Below are 25,839 nucleotides of genomic sequence, written 5' to 3'. Positions count from 1 at the left end.
CTCGGAAGAAGCACTGCTGGAGCATTTAGCATGATGATTGCATTACCCGGATTTGAAATTGTTACTTTGTTAAAAGCAGGGGTAAAAGCAGTCATATACCGTGGAATTAAGGTTGAAGACCAGTGTCCGGTAATTATTAAAGGGTTGCGTCCAGAACAGTGTACACCCAATAATATCGAACAACTCAAACATGAGTATGCGATCGCACAAAGGTTAAATATCGCCGCCGCAGTCAAAGCTTACGCCTTAGAGATGCATCAGGGAATCCCTTATTTGATTATGGAGGATTTTGAGGCGCGATCGCTTGACCAGTTACTAGACCAATTTCAAGAACCTGTTTCGTTCTTAAAGATTGCTATTGAAATCACCAGCAAAATCGCACAAATTCACACTCATAACATTGTCCACAAAGATATTAAGCCACAAAATATCTTAGTTAACCTCGAAACCAGTCAGGTTAAAATTGCCGATTTTGGAATTGCTACTTTCATTCCATACCAGCAGCAAATGGTTAGCAGTTCCAGTTGCATTGAGGGCAGTTTACCATATCTATCACCTGAGCAAACCGGGCGGATGAATAGGGGAATTGACCATCGTAGCGATTTGTATTCACTGGGAGTCACCTTTTATGAAATGCTCACAGGTCAGCTACCATTTCAAGGCAAAGACCCATTAGAGTGGGTGCATTGTCATATTGCCAAATCTCCCCCATCTCCGAAAAAGCTCAATTCTGATATTCCTCAAATGCTCTGTGACATCATTATCAAATTGCTGTCGAAGGTTGCAGAACAGAGATATCAAAATGCTTTAGGTTTGCAATTTGATCTGGAACGATGCTTAGAGCAATTGGAGACAACTGGAGAAATTCAATCTTTTATTTTGGGTGAGCAAGATATCTCAGAGCGCTTTCAAATTCCCCAAAAATTGTATGGGCGAGAACAAGAAATTGCCAAGCTTCTCCAAGCATTTGAGCGAGTTGTTAGCCAAGGAAAACCAGAAATTGTGTGCGTCTCTGGCTATGCTGGGGTTGGTAAATCTTCTGTAGTAAAGGAGATTCACAAGCCCATTGTAAGAGAACGCGGGATTTTTATCTGTGGTAAGTTTGACCAGTACAAACAAGATATACCTTATTCCACCATTGTTCAAGCTTTTCAAACACTGGCTCGACAAATTTTAACGCAGCCTAAAGATCAACTTGCCAATTGGAAAAAGCAAATACAAGCAGCATTAGGAAACAATGGTAAATTAATCGCCGATGTAATTCCAGAAGTTAAATTAATCGTTGGAGAACAGCCACCTATACCAGAGTTGGGGCCTGCTGAATCTCAAAACCGATTTAATTTAGTGTTTCAGAATTTTATCAGTGTCTTTGCTCAAAAAGAGCATCCACTCACTGTTTTTTTAGATGATATGCAGTGGGCAGACAGCGCTACTTTGAATTTAATTCAAACCGTCATTACTGAGTCTAATATCCAGTATCTCTGCTTCATTTTAGCCTATAGAGATAATGAAGTAGATGTTATGCATCCCTTTAGTTTGATGATGGAGAAGGTTTCCCACTATGGAGCAAGAATAACTAAAATTATTCTTACTCCCTTGAATCTTGTTTATATAAATCAGTTGATTGCTGATACATTGCATAGTTCAGCAGAACGAGTAGAACCTCTTGCTCAATTGATTATCCAAAAAACCGATGGTAATCCTTTTTTTGTCAATGAGTTTCTGAAAACACTGCATCAAGAAAATATGTTGAATTTTGACCCTCCTCAATCCCCCTTTAGTAAGGGGGGAAGTAAAGGGGGGTGGCAATGGAATTTAGCTCAAATTGAAGCCCAAGTAATTACAGATAATATTGTCAGTTTGATGCTTGTACGGATGCAAAAACTGCCATTTGTAACTCAAGAGGTGCTGAAGTTAGCCTCCTGTATTGGTAATCGTTTTGATTTAGAAATTTTAGCGGTCGTTGGTGAACAATCTATTGAAGAAACAGCAAACGCACTTGTTGAAGCAATTTTAAGAGGATTAATTATCCCCATAGAGTCAGATGAAAATGCTCAGAAAAACTATCGTTTCTATCATGATCGAGTTCAGCAAGCTGCATACTCTTTAATTGCGGATGAATCAAAGTTAGAAGTTCATCTGAGAATTGGGCGACTTTTGCTGAAGAATGCTAGTTATGAAAAAGTTAACGAGCAAATCTTTGATTTAGTCAATCAACTCAATTTAGCTGTGGATCTAATTATTGAACAGGCAGAAAAAGATGAATTGATCCGGTTGAATATAATTGCTGCTAAAAAGGCAAAAGCCTCTACAGCCTATACTCCTGCTAAAAAGTTTTTTAGCGTCGCCATAAATCTTTTAGTGGAAAATGCCTGGATTGAACAATATGAACAAACATTTACGCTATTCAGAGAACTAGCTGAGTGTGAATTTTTAACGGGAAATTTAGGACAGGCGGAAGAACTATTTGAAATACTATTCAGTAAAGCAGCATCTTATATAGATAAATCTAATATTTATATGCTGCAAATCAGACTCTATCAAGTTGCAGGGAGGTATGAAGGAGCGCTGATATTGGGATTAAAAGCTTTAAAACTTTTTGGGGTGGCATTCCCTGATACAAAAGAGGAAGTGCAAGCTGCGATCGCAATTGAAAAAAACCAAGTATTAACTAATCTAGGTAATAGACAAGTCTCCGATTTAATTAATTCTATAGTAATCCAAGATCCAAATATTAAAACAGTCATTAGTCTGTTGACGACTTTGGGCCCACCTACTTATCTTGGTAGACCCGATCTCTTTCCCTTAGTCGTACTTAAGGCAGTTAACTACTCGCTCAAGTTTGGAAATACGGAAGATTCCTGTTTTGCCTACAGCATGTATGCCATGTTATTGGTTTCCATCTTCCATGATATTCCTACGGGGTACGAATTTTCTAAGATGACAATTCAATTAAATGAAAAGTTACATGACTTGAAGCTTAGAGGAGTTATTCTGCATATTCATGGAAGTCATATTAACGTTTGGTGTAACCATATTGCTACCGATATTCCATTTTTAGAGCAGGGATTTATCGGTTGTGTGGAAGCTGGTGATGTGACGATGGCGAACTACAATGGTTATCAAGGCTCGTGGCAAATTATCCAGCTAGGTTTTCCACTTGCAGAAACATCCAAATCGCTAGAAAAATATACTGCATTTGCCCGTCAGTCTAAGCATGAGACTGTCTATCAGACAATCAAACTACAGCAAATGCTACTGATGAATCTGCGCGGGCTGACTCACCACAATCTGACTCTCAGCAATGATAAATTTGATGAATCATCCGCTTTATCTATAATTACAGATGCAGATTTTGTCAGTGGAATTATTTTTTATCATATTATTAAATTAATAATATTTTTTACTTATGAAAAATATACAGAGGCATTTAACTCTGCTTTAAAACTGTCTAATCTTCCAATTAGAACACTAGCATCACTAATTGAAACAGATTACATTTTATATTACTCACTGACTCTAACTGCTCTTTATCCAATAGTATCCTGTCAAGAGCAAGAAAAGTTTTTACAATCCCTAGAATTCCATCAGAAGCAATTGCAATACTGGGCGAACCACTGTCCTGAAAACTTTTTGCACAAGTCTCAATTAGTAGCTGCTGAAATAGCTCGAATTCAAGGTCGAGATTTGGAAGCAATGCGCCTGTACGAGCAATCAATTGCTTCAGCCCGCGAACAGGGATTTGTGCAATATGAAGCTTTAGCTAATGAGCTAGGCGCTAAGTTTTACTTGGAGCGCAAGTTTGAATTAATTGCCAAAACCTATTTACAAGAAGCTAAAAATGGATATTTGCGCTGGGAAGCATCTGCTAAAGTTAAGCATCTGGAAGAATCCTATCCTCAGTTATTACCACCACAACAGCTTGTCCCTAACGAAACGTTTTTCAGCACAGGTGAGCATTTGGACTTTTTATCAATAGTTAAAGCTTCTCAAACTATATCTAGTGAAATTGTATTTTCGCGGTTGTTGAAGACATTAATGCAGATTGCGATCGAGCAAGCAGGAGCAGAAATCGGTTATTTATTACTTGAAAACGAGCAAAATTTGGTAATTGAAGTAGAAGCTAAAGTTAATCCCCAGGCTGAAAAACTCAATGTTTATCGACCCGTATTTCAAGGTGAAATTTCACAATTCATTCCGCAATCAATACTGAATTATGTTCAACGAACTCAAGAAACAGTGATTTTGCAAAATGCCACTGAAGAAAATCTGTTTTCGAGAGACGAGTATGTAATCCAAAAACAACCTAAATCCGTACTTTGTTTACCGATCGCACGCCAGTCAAAATTACTTGGAATTTTATATTTAGAAAACAATCTCATTCCTAGTGCTTTTACACAGGAAAAACTTTCCGCACTAGAGATTTTGACAGTTCAAATTGCTATCTCTTTAGAAAATGCTCGTCTTTATCAAGGTTTAGAAAACAGCCAAGAACAACTAAACTTGGCATTGAAATCTGGCAAAATCGGCGTTTGGAGTTGGGATATCTCCAATAATCTATTTGACTGGGATGAGCAGGTTTATCAACTATTTGGGTTAACACCTGAAACTTTTGGTGGCACTGCTGACGCGATTTTAGCTCGTCTACATCCAGATGATAGCCCATTACTAGCTCAATCGTTGAGCCGAGCCATTAATGAAGGCGTAGAGCATGATTTAGAATATCGAATTATTCGAGATGATGGCAGTATTCGCTACCTAGCCTGTCGGGGAAAAGCCTTTTTCAACGAAGCAGGTAAAGCTACACACATGAGTGGCGTTGTACTTGATATTAGCGATCGCAAACAAGCTGAAGCCGAACGTATCCAACTAATTCAAGAGCAAACGGCCCGACAAGAAGCAGAAGCCGATCAGCAACGAGCAGCATTTTTGGCTCAAGTCAGTGCCACACTTGCTTCTTCTCTCGATTACGAAAGCACGCTAGCAAGTGTGGCAAACTTGGTTGTGCCCTATTTTGCCGATTGGTGCAGCGTTGATCTGCTACAAGACAACCAATCAATTAATCGGGTAGCAGTTGCTCACCGAGATCCAGAGAAAGTTAAACTCGGTTGGCAACTTCATCAGGATTATCCGAGAAAGTTAGATGAACCGGGAGGCGTTCCTAAAGTACTGCGTACAGGAATTCCTGAAATGGTAACTGAAATCTCAGATGCACTATTAGCAAAAAGCATCCCAGATGCAGAACATCTAAGGATTATACGTGAAATCGGTTTAAAGTCTTGTATAATGTTGCCCTTAATGGCACGAGAAAGAATTTTTGGTGTAATTTCCTTTTTTACAGAGGAATCAGAACGTCGTTACAGCACGGCTGACTTGTCACTAGCTGAAGATATTGCCCATCGAGCGGCGATCGCCATCGATAATGCCCGCCTTTACCAAGAAGCGCAGCAAGCCCAAAAAACGGCAGAGCGAGCTTTAGAGCGAATTGCCCGTCTTCAATCCATCACAGCTGCCCTTTCAGAATCGCTGACACCAGCCCAAGTGTCTGAGGTCATTGTAGAACAGAGTATGGCTGCCTTGGGAGCCAATTCTGCCCTCGTCGCCTTAGTAAATGAAAACAAGACTGAACTAGAAATTGTGCAGGCGGTTGGCTATAAGCAAGATTTGGTAGACGCTTGGCGAAATTTTCCTATTGATTCACCTTCCCCTTTAGCCGAAGCTGTGCGAACTGGACAACCTGCTTGGGCTGAATCGAAACAAAATAGAATAGCTCGTTACCCTCATCTAGCTGAAGCTTACGCCCAATATGACATTGATGCCTGGATTTCTATACCTTTGATGGTGGAGGGTTCGGCAGTGGGAGGTATAACTTTAGGGTTTGCCCAACTTCAACTACTTAATGGAGAAGATCAAGCGTTTCTCTTAGCTGTTGCTCAACAATGCGCCCAAGCGATCGCTCGCGCCCACCTTTACGAAGCCGAACTAACGGCGCGAAATGCTGCTGAATCAGCAAATCGCATCAAAGATGAATTTTTAGCCGTGCTATCCCATGAACTGAGAACACCGCTCAACCCGATTCTAGGTTGGACAAAACTGATGCGGAGTCGCAAACTTGACCAAGCAACAAGCGATCGCGCCCTCGAAACTATTGAGCGCAATGCCAAGTTACAAACCCAATTGATTGAAGATTTACTTGATGTTTCCCGCATCCTTCAGGGTAAGTTGAGCCTTAATTTCGGCCCGATTAATTTGATATCAGTCATTGAAGCTGCGATTGAAACAGTGCGTTTATCAGCACAGGCTAAATCCATTGAGATTCAGGCAATTTTTGAATCTGGTGTCGGGGCAGTTTTAGGTGATGCCAATCGATTGCAACAAATTATTTGGAATATTCTTTCCAATGCCATTAAGTTTACTCCTAGTAAGGGACAGGTAAAAATTAAATTAGAGCAGGTTGGCTCACAGGTACAAATCTGCGTAACTGACACAGGGAAAGGGATTACACCTGAGTTCTTACCTTATGTCTTTGATTATTTCCGTCAAGCAGATGGAGCTACAACCCGACAATTCGGCGGTTTGGGTTTAGGATTAGCGATCGTCCGACATCTTGTAGAACTTCACGGGGGAACTGTTCAAGCAGAAAGCCTGGGCGAAGAACAAGGAGCAACTTTTACTGTTAGACTTCCATGTTTACAAAATGAAAGTAAAGGAATCAAAGATAAAATAAATACCTCCTCACTGCTGCCAGATCAGTCCTTACCCTTGGCTGACTTAGAGATTCTAGTAGTGGATGATGACGCAGATATGCGAGAATTTTTGCCCTTTATGCTGGAGCAATATGGGGCAACTGTGACATCTGTAGCCTCAGCCATTGCAGCTTTAACTGCACTGAGTCAATCGCAGCCAAATTTGATTATTAGCGATATTGGGATGCCAGAAATGGATGGTTATATGTTGATGCGACAGATCAGGAGTCTAGAACCAGAGCAAGGTGGCACAATTCCCGCGATCGCTTTAACTGCCTATGCTGGAGAGATGGATTATCAGCAAGCGATCGCTGTCGGGTTTCAACAACATATTTCCAAACCTGTAGATCCAGAAGAATTGGTAAAGGCGATCGGCTCGTTAATTAAAAGGTTGTAGTCAACGGCTCTAGTGATTCATCTCATTAATTCTGATAGCTGAGGGTGAGCAGATCCCCGACTTCTTTAAGAAGTCGGGGATCTTATTAACAGACTACTAGCCCGACTTTGTTTGCGTAGCATCTCGGAGATAGGTCTGGATCTGCTCACTAAGAGATACGGATAGCATTGTTTTATCGGTTAAATCAGAGGGGTCTGACCCTCTATTTATCATCTGTATCCGTCAGTGGGAAAGGGTTTTGGTCAAAATATGGCTGTTAGTAATCAATTTCCACCGTTATTCACAGGATGACGCTAGCTAAACAAGCGATTAAACTATGGATAATATCGAACCATTGTTGCTTTTAGCACAACTTACATAAATTTCATCTCATTCTTAAATTTAAAATCTCATCCTGCTATACAAAATACCAGTTATGTCAGTGTATCAAGGAAGTTATGGGGAAACCACCGATTTGATTATTGGTGTTCACAACCAAGAAAACCTCGAATTACAAACAAATTCTGCTCCTGTGGGCGCTCTTGCCACAAGGAAAGGAAATTTTTCTACGTTTCTTGCTCCCCTGACTCAGGATACTTTTAAGCAGGTCGTTCAGGATGTCGAGCAAAAATTACAGATTGTCCATCAAACCCTATCAATGCTGGATTCTCAGGGGTTTGAAACTCTTCTGCAAGAAATGTTGCATTCGATTACCCTGAAAACCGGCGAATTACTGGGGGCAGATCGGACAACGATATTTTTATTGGATGAAGAAAAACAAGAACTCTGGTCGATTTTAGCTGAGGGTGAAGGCGATCGCTCTTTAGAAATTCGCATCCCCGCCGATAAAGGGATTGCTGGGGAAGTTGCTACTTTCAAACAAGTTATCAATATTCCCTTTGATTTTTATAACGATCCGCGATCGCATTTTGCCCAAGAACAAGAAAAAAGAACTGGCTACCGCACCTACACCATGTTGGCTTTGCCGCTCTTAAATGAACATGGGCAGTTAGTTGCAGTAGTACAATTACTGAATAAATTAAAATCTGGCAATATTCATGATGCTCCCCTTGCAGAGCGCGTTGATACCAAAGGTTTTCTCTCTGCTGACGAACAATTATTTCAAGAATTTGCCCCTTCGATTCGCCTGATTTTAGAATCGTCGCGCTCTTTTTATGTCGCCACCCAAAAACAAAGAGCAGTGGCGGCGCTCATGAAGGCCATCAAGTCCCTCTCTCAAAGCAGCCTCGACTTAGAGGACACCCTAAAGCGGGTGATGGATGAAGCCAAGGAACTGATGAATGCCGATCGCAGTACACTATGGTTAATAGACCGCGATCGCCATGAATTATGGACGAAAATCACCCAAGATGATGGTTCAACTAAAGAGTTGCGAGTCCCTGTAGGTAAAGGCTTTGCTGGTATAGTAGCGGCTTCTGGCAAAAAACTAAATATTGCCTTTGATTTGTACCACCATCCTGATTCTGATACAGCCAAACTACTCGACCAGCAAAATGGCTATCGTACCTGTAGCTTGCTTTGTATGCCAGTATTCAACGCCGATCAACAACTGATTGGTGTTACCCAACTCGTAAATAAAAAGAAAAGTGGTGATTTTCCACCCTATAATCCAGCTGATTGGCCTAAAGCTCCCGACTGCTTCCAAGCTAGCTTTGACCGCAACGATGAAGAATTCATGGAAGCTTTTAATATTCAAGCAGGAGTAGCATTGCAAAATGCTCAGTTGTTTGCCACAGTCAAGCAACAAGAGCAAATGCAACGGGATATCCTGCGTAGTCTTTCCAATGGAGTGGTTTCTACTGATAAAGCTGGGCTAATTATCGCCGCCAATGAAAGCGCCAAGCGTCTGCTAGGACTGGGAGTAGATGAGCGTTTAGAAGGTAAATTAGTTACTGATGCGATCGGTATCAAAGAAGGTGACTTTAGCAAGTGGTATCAGGATGCTTTACATGCAGCCGACTTAAAAGGCCGCCAGCAGTATTACCCCGATCGCACACTCTTAACTACTGGTACACAACAGCACAGTATTAATTTATCCATTAACACAATTGCCGATGCTAGCGACAACGAGCAAGTCCGGGGGGCGCTGGTGGTGATGGAAGATATCAGTGATGAGAAGCGGCTCAAGAGTACGATGTACCGCTATATGACACAGGAATTAGCCGAAGAACTGCTGAAATTAGATGATGCTAAACTTGGAGGCGATCGCAAAGAAGTTTCAATTTTATTTTCTGATATTCGCGGCTACACCACTTTGACAGAAAACTTGCAAGCAGAAGAAGTGGTGAGTATGCTCAATGAATATTTTGAATCAATGGTGGAGGCAGTCTTTAAACATAAAGGTACTCTGGACAAATATATCGGCGATGCGATTATGGCTGTGTTTGGTTCTCCTTTACCATTAGAAGAACACGCTTGGATGGCAGTGCAAACATCCTTAGAAATGCGCGTTCGTCTGCACGAATTTAATCAACGTCGCTATGTAGATGATAAGCCCAGAATTAAAATCGGCATTGGCATCAACTCAGATACTGTGATTAGTGGGAATATTGGCTCTAGTAAGCGGATGGAATTTACCGCCATTGGTGACGGTGTTAATCTTGGCTCCCGATTAGAAAGTGTTAGTAAACAATATGGTTGCGACATTATTATTAGCCATAACACTTTTAAACCCTGCCAAGAGCATATTTGGGCTAGGGAACTAGATTACATTCGTGTCAAAGGCAGAAATGAGCCAGTAGCTATATATGAATTACTGGGTTTACGTTCCAGCCCGATTGAAAGCGAAAAATTGCAAGTCATTGAGCATTATCACAAAGGACGTGAATATTACCTCAAGCGCGATTTTAACCGTGCTAGAGCCGAATTTGCCTTAGTTTTAGCAGCAGACAACCAGGACAAAGCTGCTATGTTGCATCTCCTGCGTTGTCAGCATTGGTTACAATCACCTCCAACAGAGTCAGATTGGGATGAAGGAGTATGGACATTCCAAGAGAAATAAACGTCCAGTCATCAAGTTTAATGAGTTAATCTGGAAATTTTTCTCGGATACTGAACACTTCGCTTGACAAAGACTGTCTCTCTAAAAGTGACAAACTTAAAAGTCTGCTTACCCGTTGTAAGCATATCCTTGTAAAATACGTAAACCAAGTAGTAATTCCTACTAGTTTCAACGTATCTTCTATGGCAGCAGGGATATTAGGGAATATATTATCACAAACAATTGATAACCCAAAAAATATCAGAGCAGATAACAAAATCAGAAACTCAGTTTTTTTGAGGATTGTTTTAAACTTGAGGAAAAATATCAATACAAGTACAACATATCCTGCGTAAACTATCTTCTCATTAATATGTAAATAATCGGGAAAGACACTCTCATGAATTAAGAAAAAGTCATCAAAGAGTAACAAAGAGGTCAAGAGTCCAGAGAACAAAAAAAACGATGAATATTCTTTAGCTCTAATATCTTTTCTGAGTAGTACGTAACTAAAGAGACAGATTGTTGCAGAAGAACACCAAAATAATATACCAATATTTGAGAAGAATCCTAGATAAAAAGGTGCGATTAGTATACTAGACGGATCTCTCGTCAAATATTCTGTAGGTACTTTAGCTTTGTATTTGAGAAATATTAAAATTACAGAAAATGGAATAATTGTTATTAAAAATGTTAATAATAAAACTTTTAGTTGAGCGATATAGTTTGATTTTTTAAAACCTAAATTTGTCATCCATTTCTACCTTAATTATCTAGGGCATTCCTCGCAAATTTGTTCAGTTTTTCAATAATTTAGGACTGATAATTGAATATCTGCTACGGAAGTATGATTTTTCTGCTCATGTAAGACTACTGTTTATGACATAGTAAGTAAGTAACTGATAGGTATAAATTTACCCATCAGTCCAGATGCTTACTAAACATCTCTCAGTCTTTTTGGACAAAAAAAGTATAATTTTTAACTTCAATGATCGCTTACCAAGGGAGTGAAATGTTAAATGCTTGATTTACAAGGGTCGAACATTAAGTAGAGGTTAACGAAAGCAATAAGTTTGAATTATTTCATACAGCAACAAAATATTCAAGTTCTTTGCGTCTTAGTTTGTTAAAGTTTTAATGAAGCTTGTCATCTTAAATCGCCACTTTTCCTTTGCTAAAGCCGAATTGCTCAAGATTGTGATAGTAGACAACTGGGCTTAATTACAGTAAACAAATTTGTAGTCAAGACTTTAATCCTTGTTTTAAGGACTGAAATACTTACTATGTACAGTTCTATTGTTCAGTTTTTAACAAATAAATTAGTGCTTTCACTAAAGCCTGATTTTGTTCATCAGTACCAACAGTGATCCGTAATTTATCATCTAGTCCAGGCTGCTTGAAGTAACGGATTAAAATTCCCCCTTCCTTCAGTTTCTGATAGAGATACTCCGCGTTTCCTTGTGGAGGCTGTACCAGCAAAAAGTTAGTTTGGGAATCCCACACATGAAAACCTAATTGTTTTAAGTCTGTTGCTAACTGAGTCCGTGATGCCTTAATCTTTACTACACAAGCATTTTTATAAGTTTGGTCAGTAATAGCAGCCGTACCAATTGCACAAGCGATCGCATCAATGTTATAGCTATCCTTAACCTTAAACAATCCCTGCAACAGTTTGGGATTCGCCACCCCAAATCCCAGGCGCAATCCAGCCAACGAGTAGCCCTTAGATAGAGTGCGAATTATGATGACATTTTCGTATTCTTTTACCAAAGCCAATGCATTCTCTTCGGTAAAATCCACATAAGCTTCGTCAATCACTAAAACTCCAGATAACTGACTGGCTAGTTTTCGTAGTTCATTTGTTGCTACCAGATGCCCCGATGGACTATTGGGTGATGCAATAAATGTCACAGAACCATTGACAGCAGCCAGTTCTTCTACAGGTAAACTGTAATCCTCGTTGTAGGGAATCTCAATAATTTCCGCAGCTTGCATTTCTGTCAATGTGCGATATAAAACATAAGTTGGCATCGGATAAACTACCTTCTTCCCAGGTTCTACACAGGCTCGAATTATCACACTCAACAATTCGTCGCTGCCATTTCCGACAATTATCCAATCGCTAGGAACTCCTAAAACTTGACTTGCAGCTTGCCGAAACTCCCCACCGAAAGGTTCTGGATACCGTCGTAACCACTCGCCATCGATATTCTGTAGGACAGCTAGCGCCGCAGGAGAAGGGGGATAGGGGTTCTCATTGCTGTTGAGTTTGATAATCTGTGTACCGCGTTGAGGCTGCTCACCAGGAATGTAGCTAGCCATTGCATCAACGTTGGAGCGAAAGTAATTATTCATAGGGCATTGGGTATGTATCTTAAGCAAATTTCAACCCACAATTTCTGACGATATCGTTTTTTGTCATTTACATCAAAAAAATCCGGCTTTATAAATTACGAATTAGGAATACACAAAAAGATGTCAGATAAATGGAATCCAGAACTATACGAACTTAACTTAATACTTTAATTTTTACAGTCCAGAAGAGTGATAATAGATGGAGACTGAAAATTTTAGAGGATAATTAAGATGACATCTTTTGAAGACAATGATAGTAATAGTGTTGAAGTCGATGGTGTTTGTTTTGAAACCCTAGTGTCAATGCAAGTATTAACAGTTCCAAAAAAAACTGTCTGCAACAATTGCAGTACCTTTTACAACTTTTCTCACTACCAGAGGAAGAAATTTTTCCTATAGCTTCTTTGCAAATGGGTATACGCATAACGAACAATACAGATAATACTCTTCGATTTAAATTGGTTTCTGACTTGTTATATCCAGAAATTGTGGGTGAAGATGATGAAATATTAGTGGAAGGTGGCTGGTTTAGCTGTACACAATCTGAAGAATGTAGTTATCCTTCTTTGATACCAAAAGAAAATGTCACTTTTTTTCTGGAAACAGAAACATTTTGGGTTTTGAATAATAGATTAGGAATTGCTATTCCCACAACTCTTTACGGTGGATGGAAACTTAAACCTTTAAAGCCAGGAGCGTATCATTTTAGATTTACATATTACAATTCACAAACAGAAGTAGAAATTGATGAACTCTCAAGTAAGAATACGAAACAACTAGAAGGAATTTGGACAGGTGAAGTAAAAACTCCATTTATAGAGTTGCGTGTAGTTCAAAATTAAAGCGATTCTCAATTAGAGTTAGTATATTTTATCCAAGGAGTTACTAGTTAAAACTAAATAACAATTTGTAGAACGTTATCAGCAGAAACTGTTCGAGTTGTTAGAAGATGAGCGTCCATTCTTTTTCCCCTATAAACGGATTTTAATGTATGGGCAAATTTGAAGTAAAATTCCTTTACCCTGCATAGGTTTGAGGCTTATTCCCCCCTCAAAAATGTTTAAGTTCCGTTAGAGAATAGAAGCAGGGGAGCAGGAGAAGAACAACAATGCCCAATGCCCAATGATAAATCATTACCGATATATTATTTTTTACAAACCTTATGGCGTTCTCAGCCAGTTTACAAAAGATGCTCCCACACATATCACCCTGAAAGATTATATTGATGTGCCTGATGTGTATCCTGTGGGACGCTTAGACTGGGATAGTGAAGGGTTGCTGCTGTTAACCAACGATGGGCAATTGCAACATCGTCTCGCCCATCCGCGTTTTGGTCATAAACGTACTTACTGGGTACAGGTAGAGCGAATTCCAGATGCAGATGCGATACAAAGGTTGCAAACAGGTGTGGAAATTCAAGATTACCGCACTCAACCAGCAGAAGTTAGGCTGTTACCACAAGAACCACAGCTACCTGAACGTACTCCACCAATTAGATTTCGCAAAAATGTACCGACAGCTTGGCTAGAAATGACTTTGACAGAGGGAAAAAATCGCCAAGTCCGACGCATGACTGCGGCTGTGGGGTTTCCGACTTTGCGGTTGGTTAGAGTTAGTATAGGCCACCTACAATTAGATGACTTACAATTGGGTCAATGGCGCGACCTCACCACATCTGAATTGCAATTTTTACATAATTTCGGTAAATAGAAATTGGTGTAAATAATTGGTCTTTGAAGACGCGATAAATCGCGTCTCTACAATGAGGGTTTTGGGCTTATATTAACCAAAACTTTGAACAACATACATATCATTTCCTGTATCGCCAACTAAAAGCAAGCTACTGTCATCACTTTCTATATCTCTACTGCCAGCAATACCCTTTTGTAGAACTTTAATTATTCTTTGGGGAGTGAAAGATTCTAATTCTACAAACTTACCAGACTCTAACCATGCTAATTCTTCAGCAGATAAACTTTGACGAACTTCTTCAGGCAATTGTTTAGCTGCTTGCGCCGACTCTGGAGAGTATTTAATGAACATTCCGCGTTTAGTGGCGATTATTTGACGTGGCGTTAGTCCGATATCAATAATTACAATTTCGCTATTTAAAAACCAATTAGCATTGGTTCTTAAATTATGAACTAAAGCAATTCCTTGTGGATTGCAATCATGTATTGCATAGACTTTCAAATCGGGATTGCGGCGCAGCATTTGCATTGTGGTGTCAAAAATGCTTTGGGGATATCCAGTAATGCTGAGAATTGCACAGTTGTTTTCAAAGTGGAAATTATTAGCAATTAAGAGTTGAGTAATAGTAGCACTATCACAAACGACTAATCTATCAAAACTGTAAGCAGTTACATCAGGATTAACCGTAGCTGGTGTATTTTCTTCACGCGGAAAAGGTAGGAGTTTAATAATTGAACCGTTGATTTTCTGCCATTGGTTTAACCAACCTTGAAAATCCTTTTGAGAAAATAAAAACTCCTGTGCAAATTTCGTTTGTCCTAGCTGTCGAGTCCCGCAGTATATCGACAGCATTCCTAGAATAACGGCGATGACAAATAGAATATACGAGTTATATATAATTAATGCGGCATAAATTCCTACAGCAATAATCACGCCTCCTACTATTTGTAAGCATCTAGCATATTCTTGGCGACGCTTAATATATGTTTTCTTTGATGTAGCTTGTGTATACAAATATAATACAAAGCATATATTAAATAGAATGAATACTGTCATGAAAGAATTAGCACCAAACAACAAGGGAGCAAACTGACCTATGAAGCCTGGTATCCAAAAAGTAAAAAATAAATATATAACCAACAAACCAAATATTGGATAAGACTTAGACTTTATGCGATTATCTAATAAATAAAGCAGTTGCTTGGGTGTAAAAAATAAGGTATTATTTGCAGAAATGTCAGCGATCGCCTTTGCAAAAAAAGGATCAGTAATCTTAATATTACTCATACTAGTCGGTTCAAAGGCAAAGGGATGATTGCATTTTACACACCGACCTTGATTAGCTGTCCGGTCTTTGAGTTTATTGTCAGTTCCGCAGTTAATACACTTCATAATGGTTTTTTATGTTAGTTATTAATTGTTAGTCAATACGGTTGAAATCGGGCTTGATCCCCCCTAACCCCCCTTAAAAAGGGGGGAATTATCAAGAATTTGATTTGTTAGCAAAACACTGTAGTCTTCTCTCTGACGAATTAGGCGGTGTGTGCTATTTTCTAGCAACACTTCCGCAGGTTTGGGGCGGTGTAAAAAGTGAGACGACATGGCATAACCATAAGCACCGACATCTAAAATGGCAACGATATCACCAATTTCTAATGCTGGGAGTTGGCAATTTTTACCTAGATAATCTCGTGAATATGTGGTGTTACCACAAATATCAGTTGTGAATAGGGAATCGGGAGTGGGGAGTGGGGAGTGGGGAATTGAGGATTTATTTGCTTGCTTCCAGGTGAAGATTTCGCGGTAGCTGCCGTGTACTGATGGTACTGAAAGATTGGCAACGGTGGTATCAACTCCGACAATCTGTTTGTCTCCTTGCCATTTCACAGAAACAACTTGAGCAAGCAAAGTTGCACATCCCGCGATCGCACTTCGTCCCGGTTCAATCACTAAATCAATTTCTCGTCCTAAACCAGTAATTCTCTCGCTTAACTCAGCCCCAAAGATTTCCCAGTCAAAGGCTGTTTTGTTGTGGTGATATGGATAGCCAAAACCACCACCAAAATCTAAATATTCCCAATCAGGTAACTTTTGTGCTGTGGCGATTACTGTATCAATTACTTGGGTAAAAGCGCCTGTGGCGTTAGTTCCCGTCCCTCGATAGAAGTGTAAACCACTCAGCTTTAATCCAACCTCACCAGTTAAAGCGATCGCATCACCAAATTCTTCAGGACGCACACCAATGCGGCTATCTCCGGTAATTTCTGGCAAATTTAGGCGTAAACCCAGCCGAATATCTTTCTCTCTGCCTTTGGGTAAAACTTCACAGCATAACTGTAATTGAGCGAGACTATCAAAATTGAGAGTTGTAACTCCCCAATTCAATACTTGTAGCATCTCAACCCGATTCAAATTGCTACCGCTATAAACAATCTCACTAGGATCGAAACCAGCTTGCAATCCCAGGTAAATATCTCCTGGCGTATTAGCGTGAAGTCCCCACCCAAATGAGCGAAAGATTTTTAACAGCGCAATGTTGCCATTGGTAACACTTGCAAACCGAAATTGCGTGCGAGGATAACTGACTGCTTTAGTAATGCGCTCAATAGTTTCACGCAAGCGATCGCCATTATAAACATAAAGCGGAGAACCATAAGTACTCAGTAACTCCTGAGCAAGTTCTTTAGAGAATGGGGGATTAAGGCAATTTTGAGTTAAATTATTTGATACCATTTACCAAGAATACTAATACAGTAAACTACGAATTACGAATTACGAATTATTTTGTAGTTTCTCCATAGCCAAGGATGTAACCAAAAGGGATGATCCCAAGATTGTTTACTTTGTTTTTCATTTAAAACATGCGATCGCCAAAGTTGCCACATAATAAGTAACCAGAGAGTCTCACCAATCCGTCGTCCTTGAATAGCTGCTCCCAGTTTGCCTTCAACAATTTGGGCCGCGATATGAGGATAAAAGTGATTGTTAGCGCGAAGTATTTCAGGATTGAGCCAGATACCCAGCTGATGCCAAAAATCATTTAAACACCAAGAAGTTAAGGGAACCCCCATCCCCCGCTTTTGTCGCCAAACAATCTCAGGCGGGAGCCAATTTTCTACAGCCCGTTTGAGGATATATTTTTCACAAGCTCCTTGCAAACACAGTTCTCCAGATAGGCTAAATGTCCATTCTGCTAGCGGTAAATCACAAAAAGGCGATCGCACCCACAATCCATGAGCAAACCCCAATGCAGTCGCACGGGGATGGATATTCTGCGCTCCTTTGAGCATCAAACTAGCACGGCGTAAGCGATGCAGCAAAGATGGACACTCATCACGATCTAAAGCCGCCAACAGCCAATCTTCAGGATGCAAATTTTGGATCTGTGCATAAGCTTCCGGCTGATAAACTTGAGATTCGTATCCCCCAAGACGATGAAAGGTGCGAAAATATTGCTGAATAAAAGTTTCCTTTCCGGCTGGATTTTCTGCCTGATAAACACCTGCGGCAATTAAAGGTTTGTTCGTCCAACCGGCAAATAATTGATCTCCACCTTCGCCATTAAAAATTACTTGAGTTTCTTGACTCGCCCTTTCAGATAGGAGATACAACGGCACACACACGCCATCTCCAAAGGGCAAATCTAATGCTTGCACAGTCGGAATTAAGGCATTCTTGATCGAACTTGGGGTTACTGCAACTTTGACAAGCGGAATTTTGAGAAACTCGGCGACTTGTTCAGAGTATGGATATTCTGGAATGCCTACATCACCAAAATCTAAAGTGTAAGCGCGGACTTTCACCCCTGCTTGTACCAGTAGCGCCGCCACTACTGAAGAATCGAGTCCGCCAGAGAGAAACACCCCAACCGGCTCATCCTTTAAATCGGCAATCTGTCGCTCAATGGAGTCTTTAAGGAGAGTTTGCAATTCCGTAATTGCTGTAGCTTCATCTGTTAAATGTTCTGAGGTTTCCCGCCACGAGTGGATTTTTTTAGATTCAGGCGATCGCAGCATACCTGATTGGCGATCGCTCTGCCAAACTAATTCAGTTCCCGCCGTCACTGCAAATACTTCCTTAACAGGAGTTAAGGGTGTAGGAACGTAAGAAAAACAGGTGTAGCCATATAAGCTAGGAATGCTAACTTCTGATTTTTGTAATATCGGTAAGAGTAGTTGCAGTTGCGATGCAAACCAAATAACTTGTCCTTGCTGAGTCCAATATAAGGGCATCTTTCCGAAAGGTTCTCTACCCAAAATTAGACAGTTATTTTCTTGGAGACTTACCCAAGCATCGGGTGAAGTTAATAATCCTGATGCGGAAATTGCAGCAATTTGGTTTTGTTGCAGTGGGGGATTTCCATCAAGTCCTATATGAACAACATTCCAGATTTTCTGACCTAACCCCCTAACCCCCTTCCCTGCCAGGGAAGGGGGAAAATTCAAAGCCTCTCCCCTACAAGGGGAGAGGTTTGGAGAGAGGTTTTCTAAAATACTACTTAACAACGCTTCCAACTCGTGTTGAGCGCCGTAACCCCAATAGCCAAGAAAGTGATACGGAATATTGCCCATCTGGACTATTTCACTTCAAAGGTTTCATCGCTAATCTGCCTACCTTCCAGGAGCATCTGTACCTTCCAATTGCCAACAGTTGCAGCTGGATTAATTGTGTAGCGACACTGCGTATCCCAGACAGACGTATTAATTTCGCGGGTTTGATAGGTGTTTTGCTTGACAATTTGACCGCTTGGGTCAATCCAATTACAGGAGAGAGCCAACTTTTTACCCAAGGGTGCATCCTTTAAGGTGACACGGTAAAAAACTTCTGGATTGGTTTGGCGGGAAACTGTCTTTAAGTCACCGCCATTATCTTGTGTCAAAGTGATGCGGTCTTGTTGAGCAGAAACGCGCGAAAGTGTAGAACTTTGCTGCTGCATGAAAAATATTGTAGATGCAATGACAATCACTACAATTGCCACCACTCCAGAGGTAATCCATCGATTCCGGCGTTGTTGTACCTCCAACGCTTGGCGGCGATTTAACTGAATCAGCGCTTCATCTAGTAACTCAGGTGGTAAATTCAACTCCTGTAAAATTTCTCTAACCTGCTGTTGGTCTAATTCAGCTTCCCGACGCAATTGCAGACCTTCTACTTCTGTAACTATTTGTGATAATTGCTCTTGAGTCAGTCGCCGCGTCATAGCTTAACTCCTGTTAAAAAACTTGATTGCGATCGCTAAATCTCACTTTTGTAGGTACATCATAAGCTACAAAATAAAGTTGCTGCTTTTCAGATTTTTTAAGAGATATCTTTCCGAAAGCTTTATTTGAACGTTTTTTTAATTAAAAATTAATGAAGAAGAATAATTTTTAATTAATTAATTTTGGGTACACAGCTACCACTAAATATGCAGATTTAGTGGTCTACAATCAGTAGTGGGTTCAAGCCCCCACTGATTGCAATTTTTAATTTTGCATTTTTAATTTTTAATTGGAGCGTTCGCGTAGCGTCTCGTAGAGAAGCGGCTTGACGATCTGCGTTCTTCTAAGTCTGATCTGATGGCTGCACGTAGTGGTAGACTTTATGTTGTCCGATTTCCAGAATCTATTAATTTAGAATCGCACTTTGAAGCAGCCCAACCAGGTAGCTTAGGTATGTCTTTATATACCTATCGGGTTAAGGGAATACAAGAGTATTGCGATCGCATCAAAACAAGTACTGCACAAAAAGTTACAGAAATTACTAGTAATGAGTTTGGCGAGACGAGTTTCTCTTTTGTTGCACCAGATGGCTATTTCTGGACTTTGCTAGAAGCTAATTAACTGTGCATTGGTTACGGAGTATGGGGAATTGGTAGTATTGCCCATACCCTATGCCCAAAAACTAGCTTTCATTTACACCAATAGCCAGTTCCTTTTTGCTATGTTTCAACTGTATCCAAAGTATCTTTATTTGCTCGTAAGCTTCCTCTGGAGATATTTTACCCCCTGTTTCTAGGCAAGAGATGTAAGTAATTTTTTGGGCAAATTCTTGGAGATTGGCATTAAACGCTAAAGTTTCTGGCTGAAATTTCCCATAATATCGACTACGAGGGTAAAAAAAGCTATTTTTAGCTTGCGAATTTTGTGTCATTAATTTGCTCTCCATCAATTTTTTATTAGTGTTCTAGATTTGATTTTTGCCTACGTGTAAATACGCAGCAGAAAAATCAAATTATAGAAGAAGTTTATATTGTAGTTAAAAAAATATTTTTTTGAGGTGGCCTAGGTAACTTGGGTTTGTATTGATATATCTATCTATCGAAGTATTGCGATCGCATCAGAGCAAGTGATGTACCAAAAGTTACAGAAATTACCAGTAATGAGTTCGGCGAGACAAGTTTCTCTTTTGTTGCGCCAGATGGCTATTTCTGGACTTTGCTTGAAGTTAATTAAGTAGTCTTACGGGCAAAAGGCAACAGGATTTTAGAGGATAGTGTACCGAGTTTTTTGCAAAAATCAAAAAATCAAATAGGAGTCCTAATAAAACAAGATTCCCAACTCTTAAAGAATTTGGGAATCTGAGTTTTTCGATTACTCTACGGCGAACCCAATCATCGATCGCCCGAATCATCAATCATTTCTGGTACTAAAGCTGGATTACTCTTACGTTCTTCTGGTGATTGCTCCCGAATCACATCGTCTATTCTCGCAGGGTGTTTGATTTTGTCTAGTACCTCTGGACTTAGTTCCGATGGTTCGCCTTCTGGATTAGATTTTTCAGCTTGACTAGGAACTGTTTCCTTATTCATCACTATTTCCCTGAACTTATTACACCAAGCTTAAGTTCTTTTATGATGAGGTACACACTATCTGGAGACTTAATTTCACACAACAGTAGGTAATAAAAGCGATCGCTTAATTCCTTTAAATATCAAAAATTGAGTATTTCTAACAAGCAAAATCCATTTAAATTACTTTTTAAAAAATCTTAATATTTCTCAATAAACTTTAAAAAATCTTGTGATTGAGTTAATAAATCAATTACGAGAAATTGTTTTGTAAAGGTTAATTGATATTACTTGTCAAATTGCTAGTGAAGTTAGACACTATAGCGGTTCCCAACCTAGTGAGGTACGTTTTCAAAGCTACTAACCTTGGTAAACAAGATTTGGGTGTACCTCAGTAGACTAGGAAACGCTATAAGAATACAACATACGCAATTATTTTATGACTGCTATTTCTAACATTGAATTCAAACGACCAATTTGGCAAACTGCTATCATCTTGACTTTGGGCTTTTGGCTCAGTGCTAGTTTAGTTTTAGACTGGGTAATTATGCCTAGCCTTTTTCTTTCCGGCATGATGAGTCAAGCTGGTTTTACGACAGCAGGCTATACGATTTTTTGGAACTTCAATCGTATGGAATTATTATCTGCTGCTGTAGTATTAACTGGGGCTTTAGCTTTGGGTAAAACCCAATATCACTGGCGGATTGGCAGTATTATTTTATCTGGGTTGCTGCTAACTATCGCTGTGCTTGATACCTACTTCTTAACTCCCCAAATGTGCGCGATTGGGGTTCAACTCAACCTATTTGAAGCAGCTGCGGCTATTCCATCGACCATGAATTTACTACATGGCAGCTATTGGGTGCTAGAAGTAGTTAAGCTGGTGGCTGGCGGCACACTTTTAAGCTGGTGCTGGCGGGAGCAATTTTAAGTAGATGGAGAACTATAACAGTGAGAATGTCCACTTCTAAATCTCACGCCAAAGACGCAAAGAAATTTCTTTGCGTCTTTTTGCTACATATACCTTAGCGGTTCCCATTCAGATTCAGTACAAGATTATATTGCGCGGACGATTATATATATATATTTGTGACTTTTAAAACTTGAGACTATTCGGGCAAATTGCTATTATAAAATGATTCACTTATTTATAAGTGTAATTAAATAAGTAGACAATATTAGCTTTTACTGTACATTTTCAGCTTTCCCGGATATTAAAGCAAATAAATACTGAAAGATAATATTAATTAGCTTTCATGTTTACTTTACTGATTTATCATGAAGTTTATATGTTGCTAATAACTTTTTTAGAAAATTATAGTAATCTGAATTTTAGTGAGTGCGTTACTTGTTATCTACCATCTAGCTGAAAATAACTTTTTCGTATGTCATTGCGAGCGAAACAAAGTTAAGCGAAGCAATCGCAAAATCTCCAACTAAGAACTAGTCCATGCAATTGCTTGTCTGCGACACACTCTTGCGTTCGTCGTCCCTCCTCTCTACAAGACGCACTCGCGTTCGCAATGACAGTTATTCTCTCACTGCAAAATAAAAACTGGGATACACCCTAATCATTTTGCCCAATCCCAACACCAAGAGCTGCTCTAAGTCAGTAGGAATAAACCAAGTTATATTACAAAACATAAACAGGCTTAAAAATCTTACTGATGACTAATTACAAAGGACAAATGACAGCAATTTGCTGTCGGATACGCTACACGAACACCAGTTAGCTTTAATTCCGCCAACTTACTCATACTTACAAACTAAGTAAGATATTGACCATTTTGAATGCTTAGTTTTTAATAATACTTGTTTTTGCAATGAAGTTTCCCTCAAGAATAAACTTCTAGCAAAAGTATCCGGCGACTCTCTTCACGGCTACAAAAACATCGTTTTCAAACGAGAGCTTAACCCATAAAAGCCTTGACTGAAAAGCCTTTTTGTCTAAATTGCAGGATACTTTAGTTTGGTCTAGACTTTAGCATTAGGGACAAAAAAACCTTTGCAAAAGAACCAAATAATCTGCTATTTTAGACTGCAAAATACGGAAATCAATGATACTTTTGTGACTGATGGGCGAGAGCCAATAGTCTATTTGTTGCATTTGAGTTAATGTTAGATTGGCTAGATTAGCTAAAGATACAGAAAACCAATCTAATTTTTGAAATACTATATCCTGGCAACCAGTCGGGCAGTTTTGCTATGGAGCAATAATATGAATTGGTTTAATTGTAATTCGTGCTTTCTAGCTTAACAGAGATTGGTTAATTAAGAGTTGGGGGGTGTGGAATCTCTGTACTAACTCAAATATGACCGCTATATTTATTTGATAGTGTTTCCAACAAAGTCGCGGTGAATTCTGAAAAGATAATTCACTAATTTTGCCTGCAAATGTTAATTTTATTCCAGAGCCATTCTAATGAAAACACTTCCGATTAGTAGATACAGATTTTTCCAAAAGCTTCAGCCTTTATCTTTGTTGAAAAAAGTTACTGGTAAATCGGTTACTGGTTGTTTGCAAGTGTTTAGCACTTCAGGCTCTTGGTCAATATATGTAGATGAAGGTAAGCTAATTTATGCCTGCTACTCAGAGAAAATGTTTGAGCCGCTTTACAGGAATTTGCAACGCTTGAGTCAGCAAATTTCTACTCTCCCTTGTGAAATTCACCAACAGTTGCGGGCAATATTTGAAACTGGGATTGAAAATCAAGCGATACCAAACCCAGATTATCTGGCTATTTGCTGGTTAGTCAATCAGAAATATATCAGTCCTTCTGAAGCGGCGATGCTGATAGAGCAATTGGCGCTAGAAGTTCTGGAGTCATTTCTGAACTTACAAGAGGGGAGTTATGAATTTATTCCTGAAAGCTTTCTAGATGACATGCCAAAGTTTTGTCATTTGAATCTGCGCTTATTGGTTGAACAATGTCAAACACCCCAAAGTATTAGCATCTCTGAAAGAGAAGCCTCTCGTAGAGAACCAATTTATCGTCGGACATCATCAGCTTCTCAATCGCACCCTTCAGAATTATTCAAAATAAATGAGCTAAAACCTAAAAACAAAAGTACACCAAACTCGTCGAGAACAAACGGCTATAAACCATCAGCCTACTCTATTAATACTAATGAATATCGAGGTCAGCAAATCATTCAACCGCCTGCGGACAAAAAAATCTACACAATTTTTTGTATTGATGAAAGTCCTACAGTATTGAATGTTATTCAAAATTATTTAGATGAACAAATGTTTTCTGTTGTGGGAGTTACCGATTCTCTAAAAGCTCTAATGCAGATTGTTAATACCAAACCCGACATAATTTTGTTGGATATTTCAATGCCTAACTTAGATGGATATGAACTATGCTCTTTGCTGCGTAAACACTCAAGTTTTAAAAATACGCCTGTAATTATGGTATCAGAAAAACTAGGATTTATAGATAGAGCTAAAGCTAAGATGGTTAGAGCATCTGGGTATTTAACTAAGCCTTTTACGCAAGGAGATTTACTCAAGACAATCTTTAAACATATTATTTAATTTGCTTTTATAAAAAATACCTCCCTGAAATCGATATATTTTTTGGAGTTTAAGATCGATTATTATTTGAACAACTACTATTTTTGTGATACTAAATTAATTATTGCAACACATCCTTGAGTCAAGATGCGATGAATCGCGTCTCTACAAATGGTCTATTTGTCGCATTGTTTTTTCAAATTGGTATTACCTAAATTCTGTATATATATATATGAGACAAAAAAATTCCCCAACTTCTAGCCGTGGGGAATTGTCAAAAATTACAAATTACTAAAAACTGCCCTCAGCCTTCTTCAACTCATCCTGGAAACGTTTTTAGTAAATCATCGCCAGGAATCACGGTAGTGTAAAAAGTATATTTGCGATTAGCCACATAACGGCGATCTTGTTTAATAAGCGCCATAAAGTCTCTATGTCCCTCACGGGTACGCCCTACTAAACAACCTGCGCTAGCAAGGCGAATATCATTTCGGGGAAAATCAAAGCCGTAGTGTTGATTTACATAAAAATTATCACCTGTATCAAGTTTGTCGCCAGTCCGTATAAAATCTTTATTGAAATCTCTACAAACAGTGATATCTCCAACTTGCACTAATGCTTCGTGAGGTTCGGCTGTGCCGTGAGTGCCAACAGCCCAAGCTTTGTATTGTCCAAACTGAATCCTAGCTGCTCCTTTAGGATTCATTGGATTATAAGTGTAATACTTCCCTGGTTCTGTAGTAGCTTCCCAGTGATCTACGATTTTGGGAACACCATTTACTACTTCAATCACAATCCGGCGATCGTTAAATTGATTGGGTGTATCACTGTTGAGAGTCCAGTCTGCATTTATACCTTCTATATAAACAATATTGTATTCTTTTGGATTGGTAAATACCTGATAACCTTTGGATAGCATATATTTCACAATCTTACTAGCGATGTCATTGCCTAGTTTTAAGGGAGGCTTAGGAAGATCATCTAGTTTAGTTTCAATCAGTTTCTTGGCTGTGATTGCTCCTAAAAAGCCGCTCTCTTCAGTCTTTGTTAATTCTTGAAATTTTTTGAGCGCGATCGCAGAAACAGGGCCAAATTTACCATCGGCCGGAGGTTCTAACAAACCTAAGCCGATTAATAGTATCTGAATCTGACGAGATAATTCTTCATCTTCAGCGATCGCGTCGAATGCCCATTTCTCATCTTTTCCTAAAAAATCTTGTAGTTTCATTATGCACCTACTTTAATCTGCTTACTTCTAAGTATAAACATCATTTTCAATATTGATGTTGTTTTAAAGAATACTCTAAGAAGACATGCTATGTAATAATTCTTACTATTAAATTATATTTGAGTGTATATAATTTCACTTAAATAAAACTGTTT

At 39.3% G+C, this 25,839-nt stretch carries 15 protein-coding genes and 2 pseudogenes; 8 read left to right on the top strand and 9 right to left on the bottom strand.

The genetic code is table 11. The features are described from left to right. The first annotated feature begins 30 nt into the window (after positions 1-30). Positions 31-7,143: an AAA family ATPase gene (locus VB732_RS13750; protein WP_323231405.1), complete on the top strand. Its 7,113-nt coding sequence runs from the start codon at positions 31-33 to the stop codon at positions 7,141-7,143. A 415-nt stretch (positions 7,144-7,558) separates the two neighbouring features. Then, a complete protein-coding gene (locus tag VB732_RS13745; RefSeq protein WP_323231404.1) occupies positions 7,559-10,144 on the top strand; it encodes a GAF domain-containing protein in 2,586 nt (861 codons plus the stop codon). Positions 10,145-10,169: 25 nt separating this feature from the next. Here the strand turns inward: VB732_RS13745 and VB732_RS13740 are convergent, their stop codons facing one another. Further along, positions 10,170-10,877: a hypothetical protein gene (locus VB732_RS13740; protein ID WP_323231403.1), complete on the bottom strand. Its 708-nt coding sequence runs from the start codon at positions 10,875-10,877 to the stop codon at positions 10,170-10,172. Between the two features lie 539 nt (positions 10,878-11,416). Beyond that, positions 11,417-12,478 carry a histidinol-phosphate transaminase gene (hisC, locus tag VB732_RS13735; RefSeq protein ID WP_323231402.1) on the bottom strand — a complete coding sequence of 354 codons (1,062 nt, stop codon included), beginning with the start codon at positions 12,476-12,478 and terminating at the stop codon, positions 11,417-11,419. A 344-nt stretch (positions 12,479-12,822) separates the two neighbouring features. Between hisC and VB732_RS13730 the strand changes: the two genes are divergently transcribed. Next, the gene (locus tag VB732_RS13730) at positions 12,823-13,320 is read left to right on the top strand and encodes a hypothetical protein (protein WP_323231401.1); all 498 of its coding nucleotides are present in this window, start codon (positions 12,823-12,825) and stop codon (positions 13,318-13,320) included. 280 nt (positions 13,321-13,600) lie between these two features. Continuing rightward, positions 13,601-14,188 (top strand): rRNA large subunit pseudouridine synthase E, encoded by a 588-nt coding sequence (locus tag VB732_RS13725; RefSeq protein ID WP_323231400.1) that lies wholly within the window; start codon positions 13,601-13,603, stop codon positions 14,186-14,188. A 72-nt stretch (positions 14,189-14,260) separates the two neighbouring features. Here VB732_RS13725 and VB732_RS13720 read toward each other — a convergent pair whose 3' ends face one another. The 4 genes from VB732_RS13720 to VB732_RS13705 all read right to left on the bottom strand — a co-directional run bounded on the left by VB732_RS13720 (position 14,261) and on the right by VB732_RS13705 (position 19,370). Next, the gene (locus VB732_RS13720) at positions 14,261-15,562 is read right to left on the bottom strand and encodes a hypothetical protein (RefSeq protein ID WP_323231399.1); all 1,302 of its coding nucleotides are present in this window, start codon (positions 15,560-15,562) and stop codon (positions 14,261-14,263) included. 63 nt (positions 15,563-15,625) lie between these two features. Continuing rightward, the gene (locus VB732_RS13715; protein ID WP_323231398.1) at positions 15,626-16,903 is read right to left on the bottom strand and encodes a decarboxylase; all 1,278 of its coding nucleotides are present in this window, start codon (positions 16,901-16,903) and stop codon (positions 15,626-15,628) included. Positions 16,904-16,935: 32 nt separating this feature from the next. Continuing rightward, positions 16,936-18,741: an asparagine synthetase B family protein gene (locus tag VB732_RS13710; protein ID WP_323231397.1), complete on the bottom strand. Its 1,806-nt coding sequence runs from the start codon at positions 18,739-18,741 to the stop codon at positions 16,936-16,938. A 5-nt stretch (positions 18,742-18,746) separates the two neighbouring features. After that, positions 18,747-19,370 (bottom strand): DUF3859 domain-containing protein, encoded by a 624-nt coding sequence (locus VB732_RS13705; RefSeq protein WP_323231396.1) that lies wholly within the window; start codon positions 19,368-19,370, stop codon positions 18,747-18,749. A 328-nt stretch (positions 19,371-19,698) separates the two neighbouring features. On the opposite strand from VB732_RS13705, the pseudogene VB732_RS13700 reads away from it, so the two are divergent. Then, a pseudogene (locus VB732_RS13700) lies at positions 19,699-19,992 on the top strand (VOC family protein); the annotation flags it as partial. A 61-nt stretch (positions 19,993-20,053) separates the two neighbouring features. Here the strand turns inward: VB732_RS13700 and VB732_RS13695 are convergent. After that, on the bottom strand, positions 20,054-20,302 hold the full coding sequence (locus VB732_RS13695; RefSeq protein WP_323231395.1) for a hypothetical protein: 249 nt from the start codon (positions 20,300-20,302) through the stop codon (positions 20,054-20,056). Positions 20,303-20,466: 164 nt separating this feature from the next. Here VB732_RS13695 and VB732_RS13690 point away from each other — a divergent pair. Further along, a pseudogene (locus VB732_RS13690) lies at positions 20,467-20,604 on the top strand (VOC family protein); the annotation flags it as partial. Between the two features lie 158 nt (positions 20,605-20,762). On the opposite strand, the gene VB732_RS13685 reads toward VB732_RS13690, so the two are convergent. Next, the gene (locus VB732_RS13685) at positions 20,763-20,960 is read right to left on the bottom strand and encodes a hypothetical protein (RefSeq protein WP_323231393.1); all 198 of its coding nucleotides are present in this window, start codon (positions 20,958-20,960) and stop codon (positions 20,763-20,765) included. Between the two features lie 418 nt (positions 20,961-21,378). Here VB732_RS13685 and VB732_RS13680 point away from each other — a divergent pair, with 418 nt between their 5' ends. Then, a complete protein-coding gene (locus tag VB732_RS13680; RefSeq protein ID WP_323231392.1) occupies positions 21,379-21,870 on the top strand; it encodes a hypothetical protein in 492 nt (163 codons plus the stop codon). Between the two features lie 1,491 nt (positions 21,871-23,361). Then, the gene (locus VB732_RS13675; protein WP_323231391.1) at positions 23,362-24,477 is read left to right on the top strand and encodes a response regulator; all 1,116 of its coding nucleotides are present in this window, start codon (positions 23,362-23,364) and stop codon (positions 24,475-24,477) included. Positions 24,478-24,775: 298 nt separating this feature from the next. On the opposite strand, the gene VB732_RS13670 is transcribed toward VB732_RS13675, so the two are convergent. Further along, positions 24,776-25,684 carry a peptidoglycan-binding protein gene (locus tag VB732_RS13670; protein ID WP_323231390.1) on the bottom strand — a complete coding sequence of 303 codons (909 nt, stop codon included), beginning with the start codon at positions 25,682-25,684 and terminating at the stop codon, positions 24,776-24,778. Positions 25,685-25,839: the final 155 nt, after the last annotated feature.

This window comes from Nostoc sp. UHCC 0252, from assembly GCF_034931145.1.
Lineage (GTDB): Bacteria > Cyanobacteriota > Cyanobacteriia > Cyanobacteriales > Nostocaceae > Nostoc.
The sequence above is the reverse complement of the archived record's forward strand: the minus strand, read 5'-3'. Positions and strand labels throughout refer to the sequence as shown.

Coding starts and splice junctions, on each gene's coding strand:
- VB732_RS13750 (WP_323231405.1), top strand. CDS start 31: ATGATGATTGCATTACCCGGATTTGAAATTGTTACTTTGTTAAAAGCA.
- VB732_RS13745 (WP_323231404.1), top strand. CDS start 7,559: ATGTCAGTGTATCAAGGAAGTTATGGGGAAACCACCGATTTGATTATT.
- VB732_RS13740 (WP_323231403.1), bottom strand. CDS start 10,877: ATGACAAATTTAGGTTTTAAAAAATCAAACTATATCGCTCAACTAAAA.
- hisC (WP_323231402.1), bottom strand. CDS start 12,478: ATGAATAATTACTTTCGCTCCAACGTTGATGCAATGGCTAGCTACATT.
- VB732_RS13725 (WP_323231400.1), top strand. CDS start 13,601: ATGATAAATCATTACCGATATATTATTTTTTACAAACCTTATGGCGTT.
- VB732_RS13720 (WP_323231399.1), bottom strand. CDS start 15,562: ATGAAGTGTATTAACTGCGGAACTGACAATAAACTCAAAGACCGGACA.
- VB732_RS13715 (WP_323231398.1), bottom strand. CDS start 16,903: ATGGTATCAAATAATTTAACTCAAAATTGCCTTAATCCCCCATTCTCT.
- VB732_RS13710 (WP_323231397.1), bottom strand. CDS start 18,741: ATGGGCAATATTCCGTATCACTTTCTTGGCTATTGGGGTTACGGCGCT.
- VB732_RS13705 (WP_323231396.1), bottom strand. CDS start 19,370: ATGACGCGGCGACTGACTCAAGAGCAATTATCACAAATAGTTACAGAA.
- VB732_RS13695 (WP_323231395.1), bottom strand. CDS start 20,302: ATGACACAAAATTCGCAAGCTAAAAATAGCTTTTTTTACCCTCGTAGT.
- VB732_RS13685 (WP_323231393.1), bottom strand. CDS start 20,960: ATGAATAAGGAAACAGTTCCTAGTCAAGCTGAAAAATCTAATCCAGAA.
- VB732_RS13680 (WP_323231392.1), top strand. CDS start 21,379: ATGACTGCTATTTCTAACATTGAATTCAAACGACCAATTTGGCAAACT.
- VB732_RS13675 (WP_323231391.1), top strand. CDS start 23,362: ATGAAAACACTTCCGATTAGTAGATACAGATTTTTCCAAAAGCTTCAG.
- VB732_RS13670 (WP_323231390.1), bottom strand. CDS start 25,684: ATGAAACTACAAGATTTTTTAGGAAAAGATGAGAAATGGGCATTCGAC.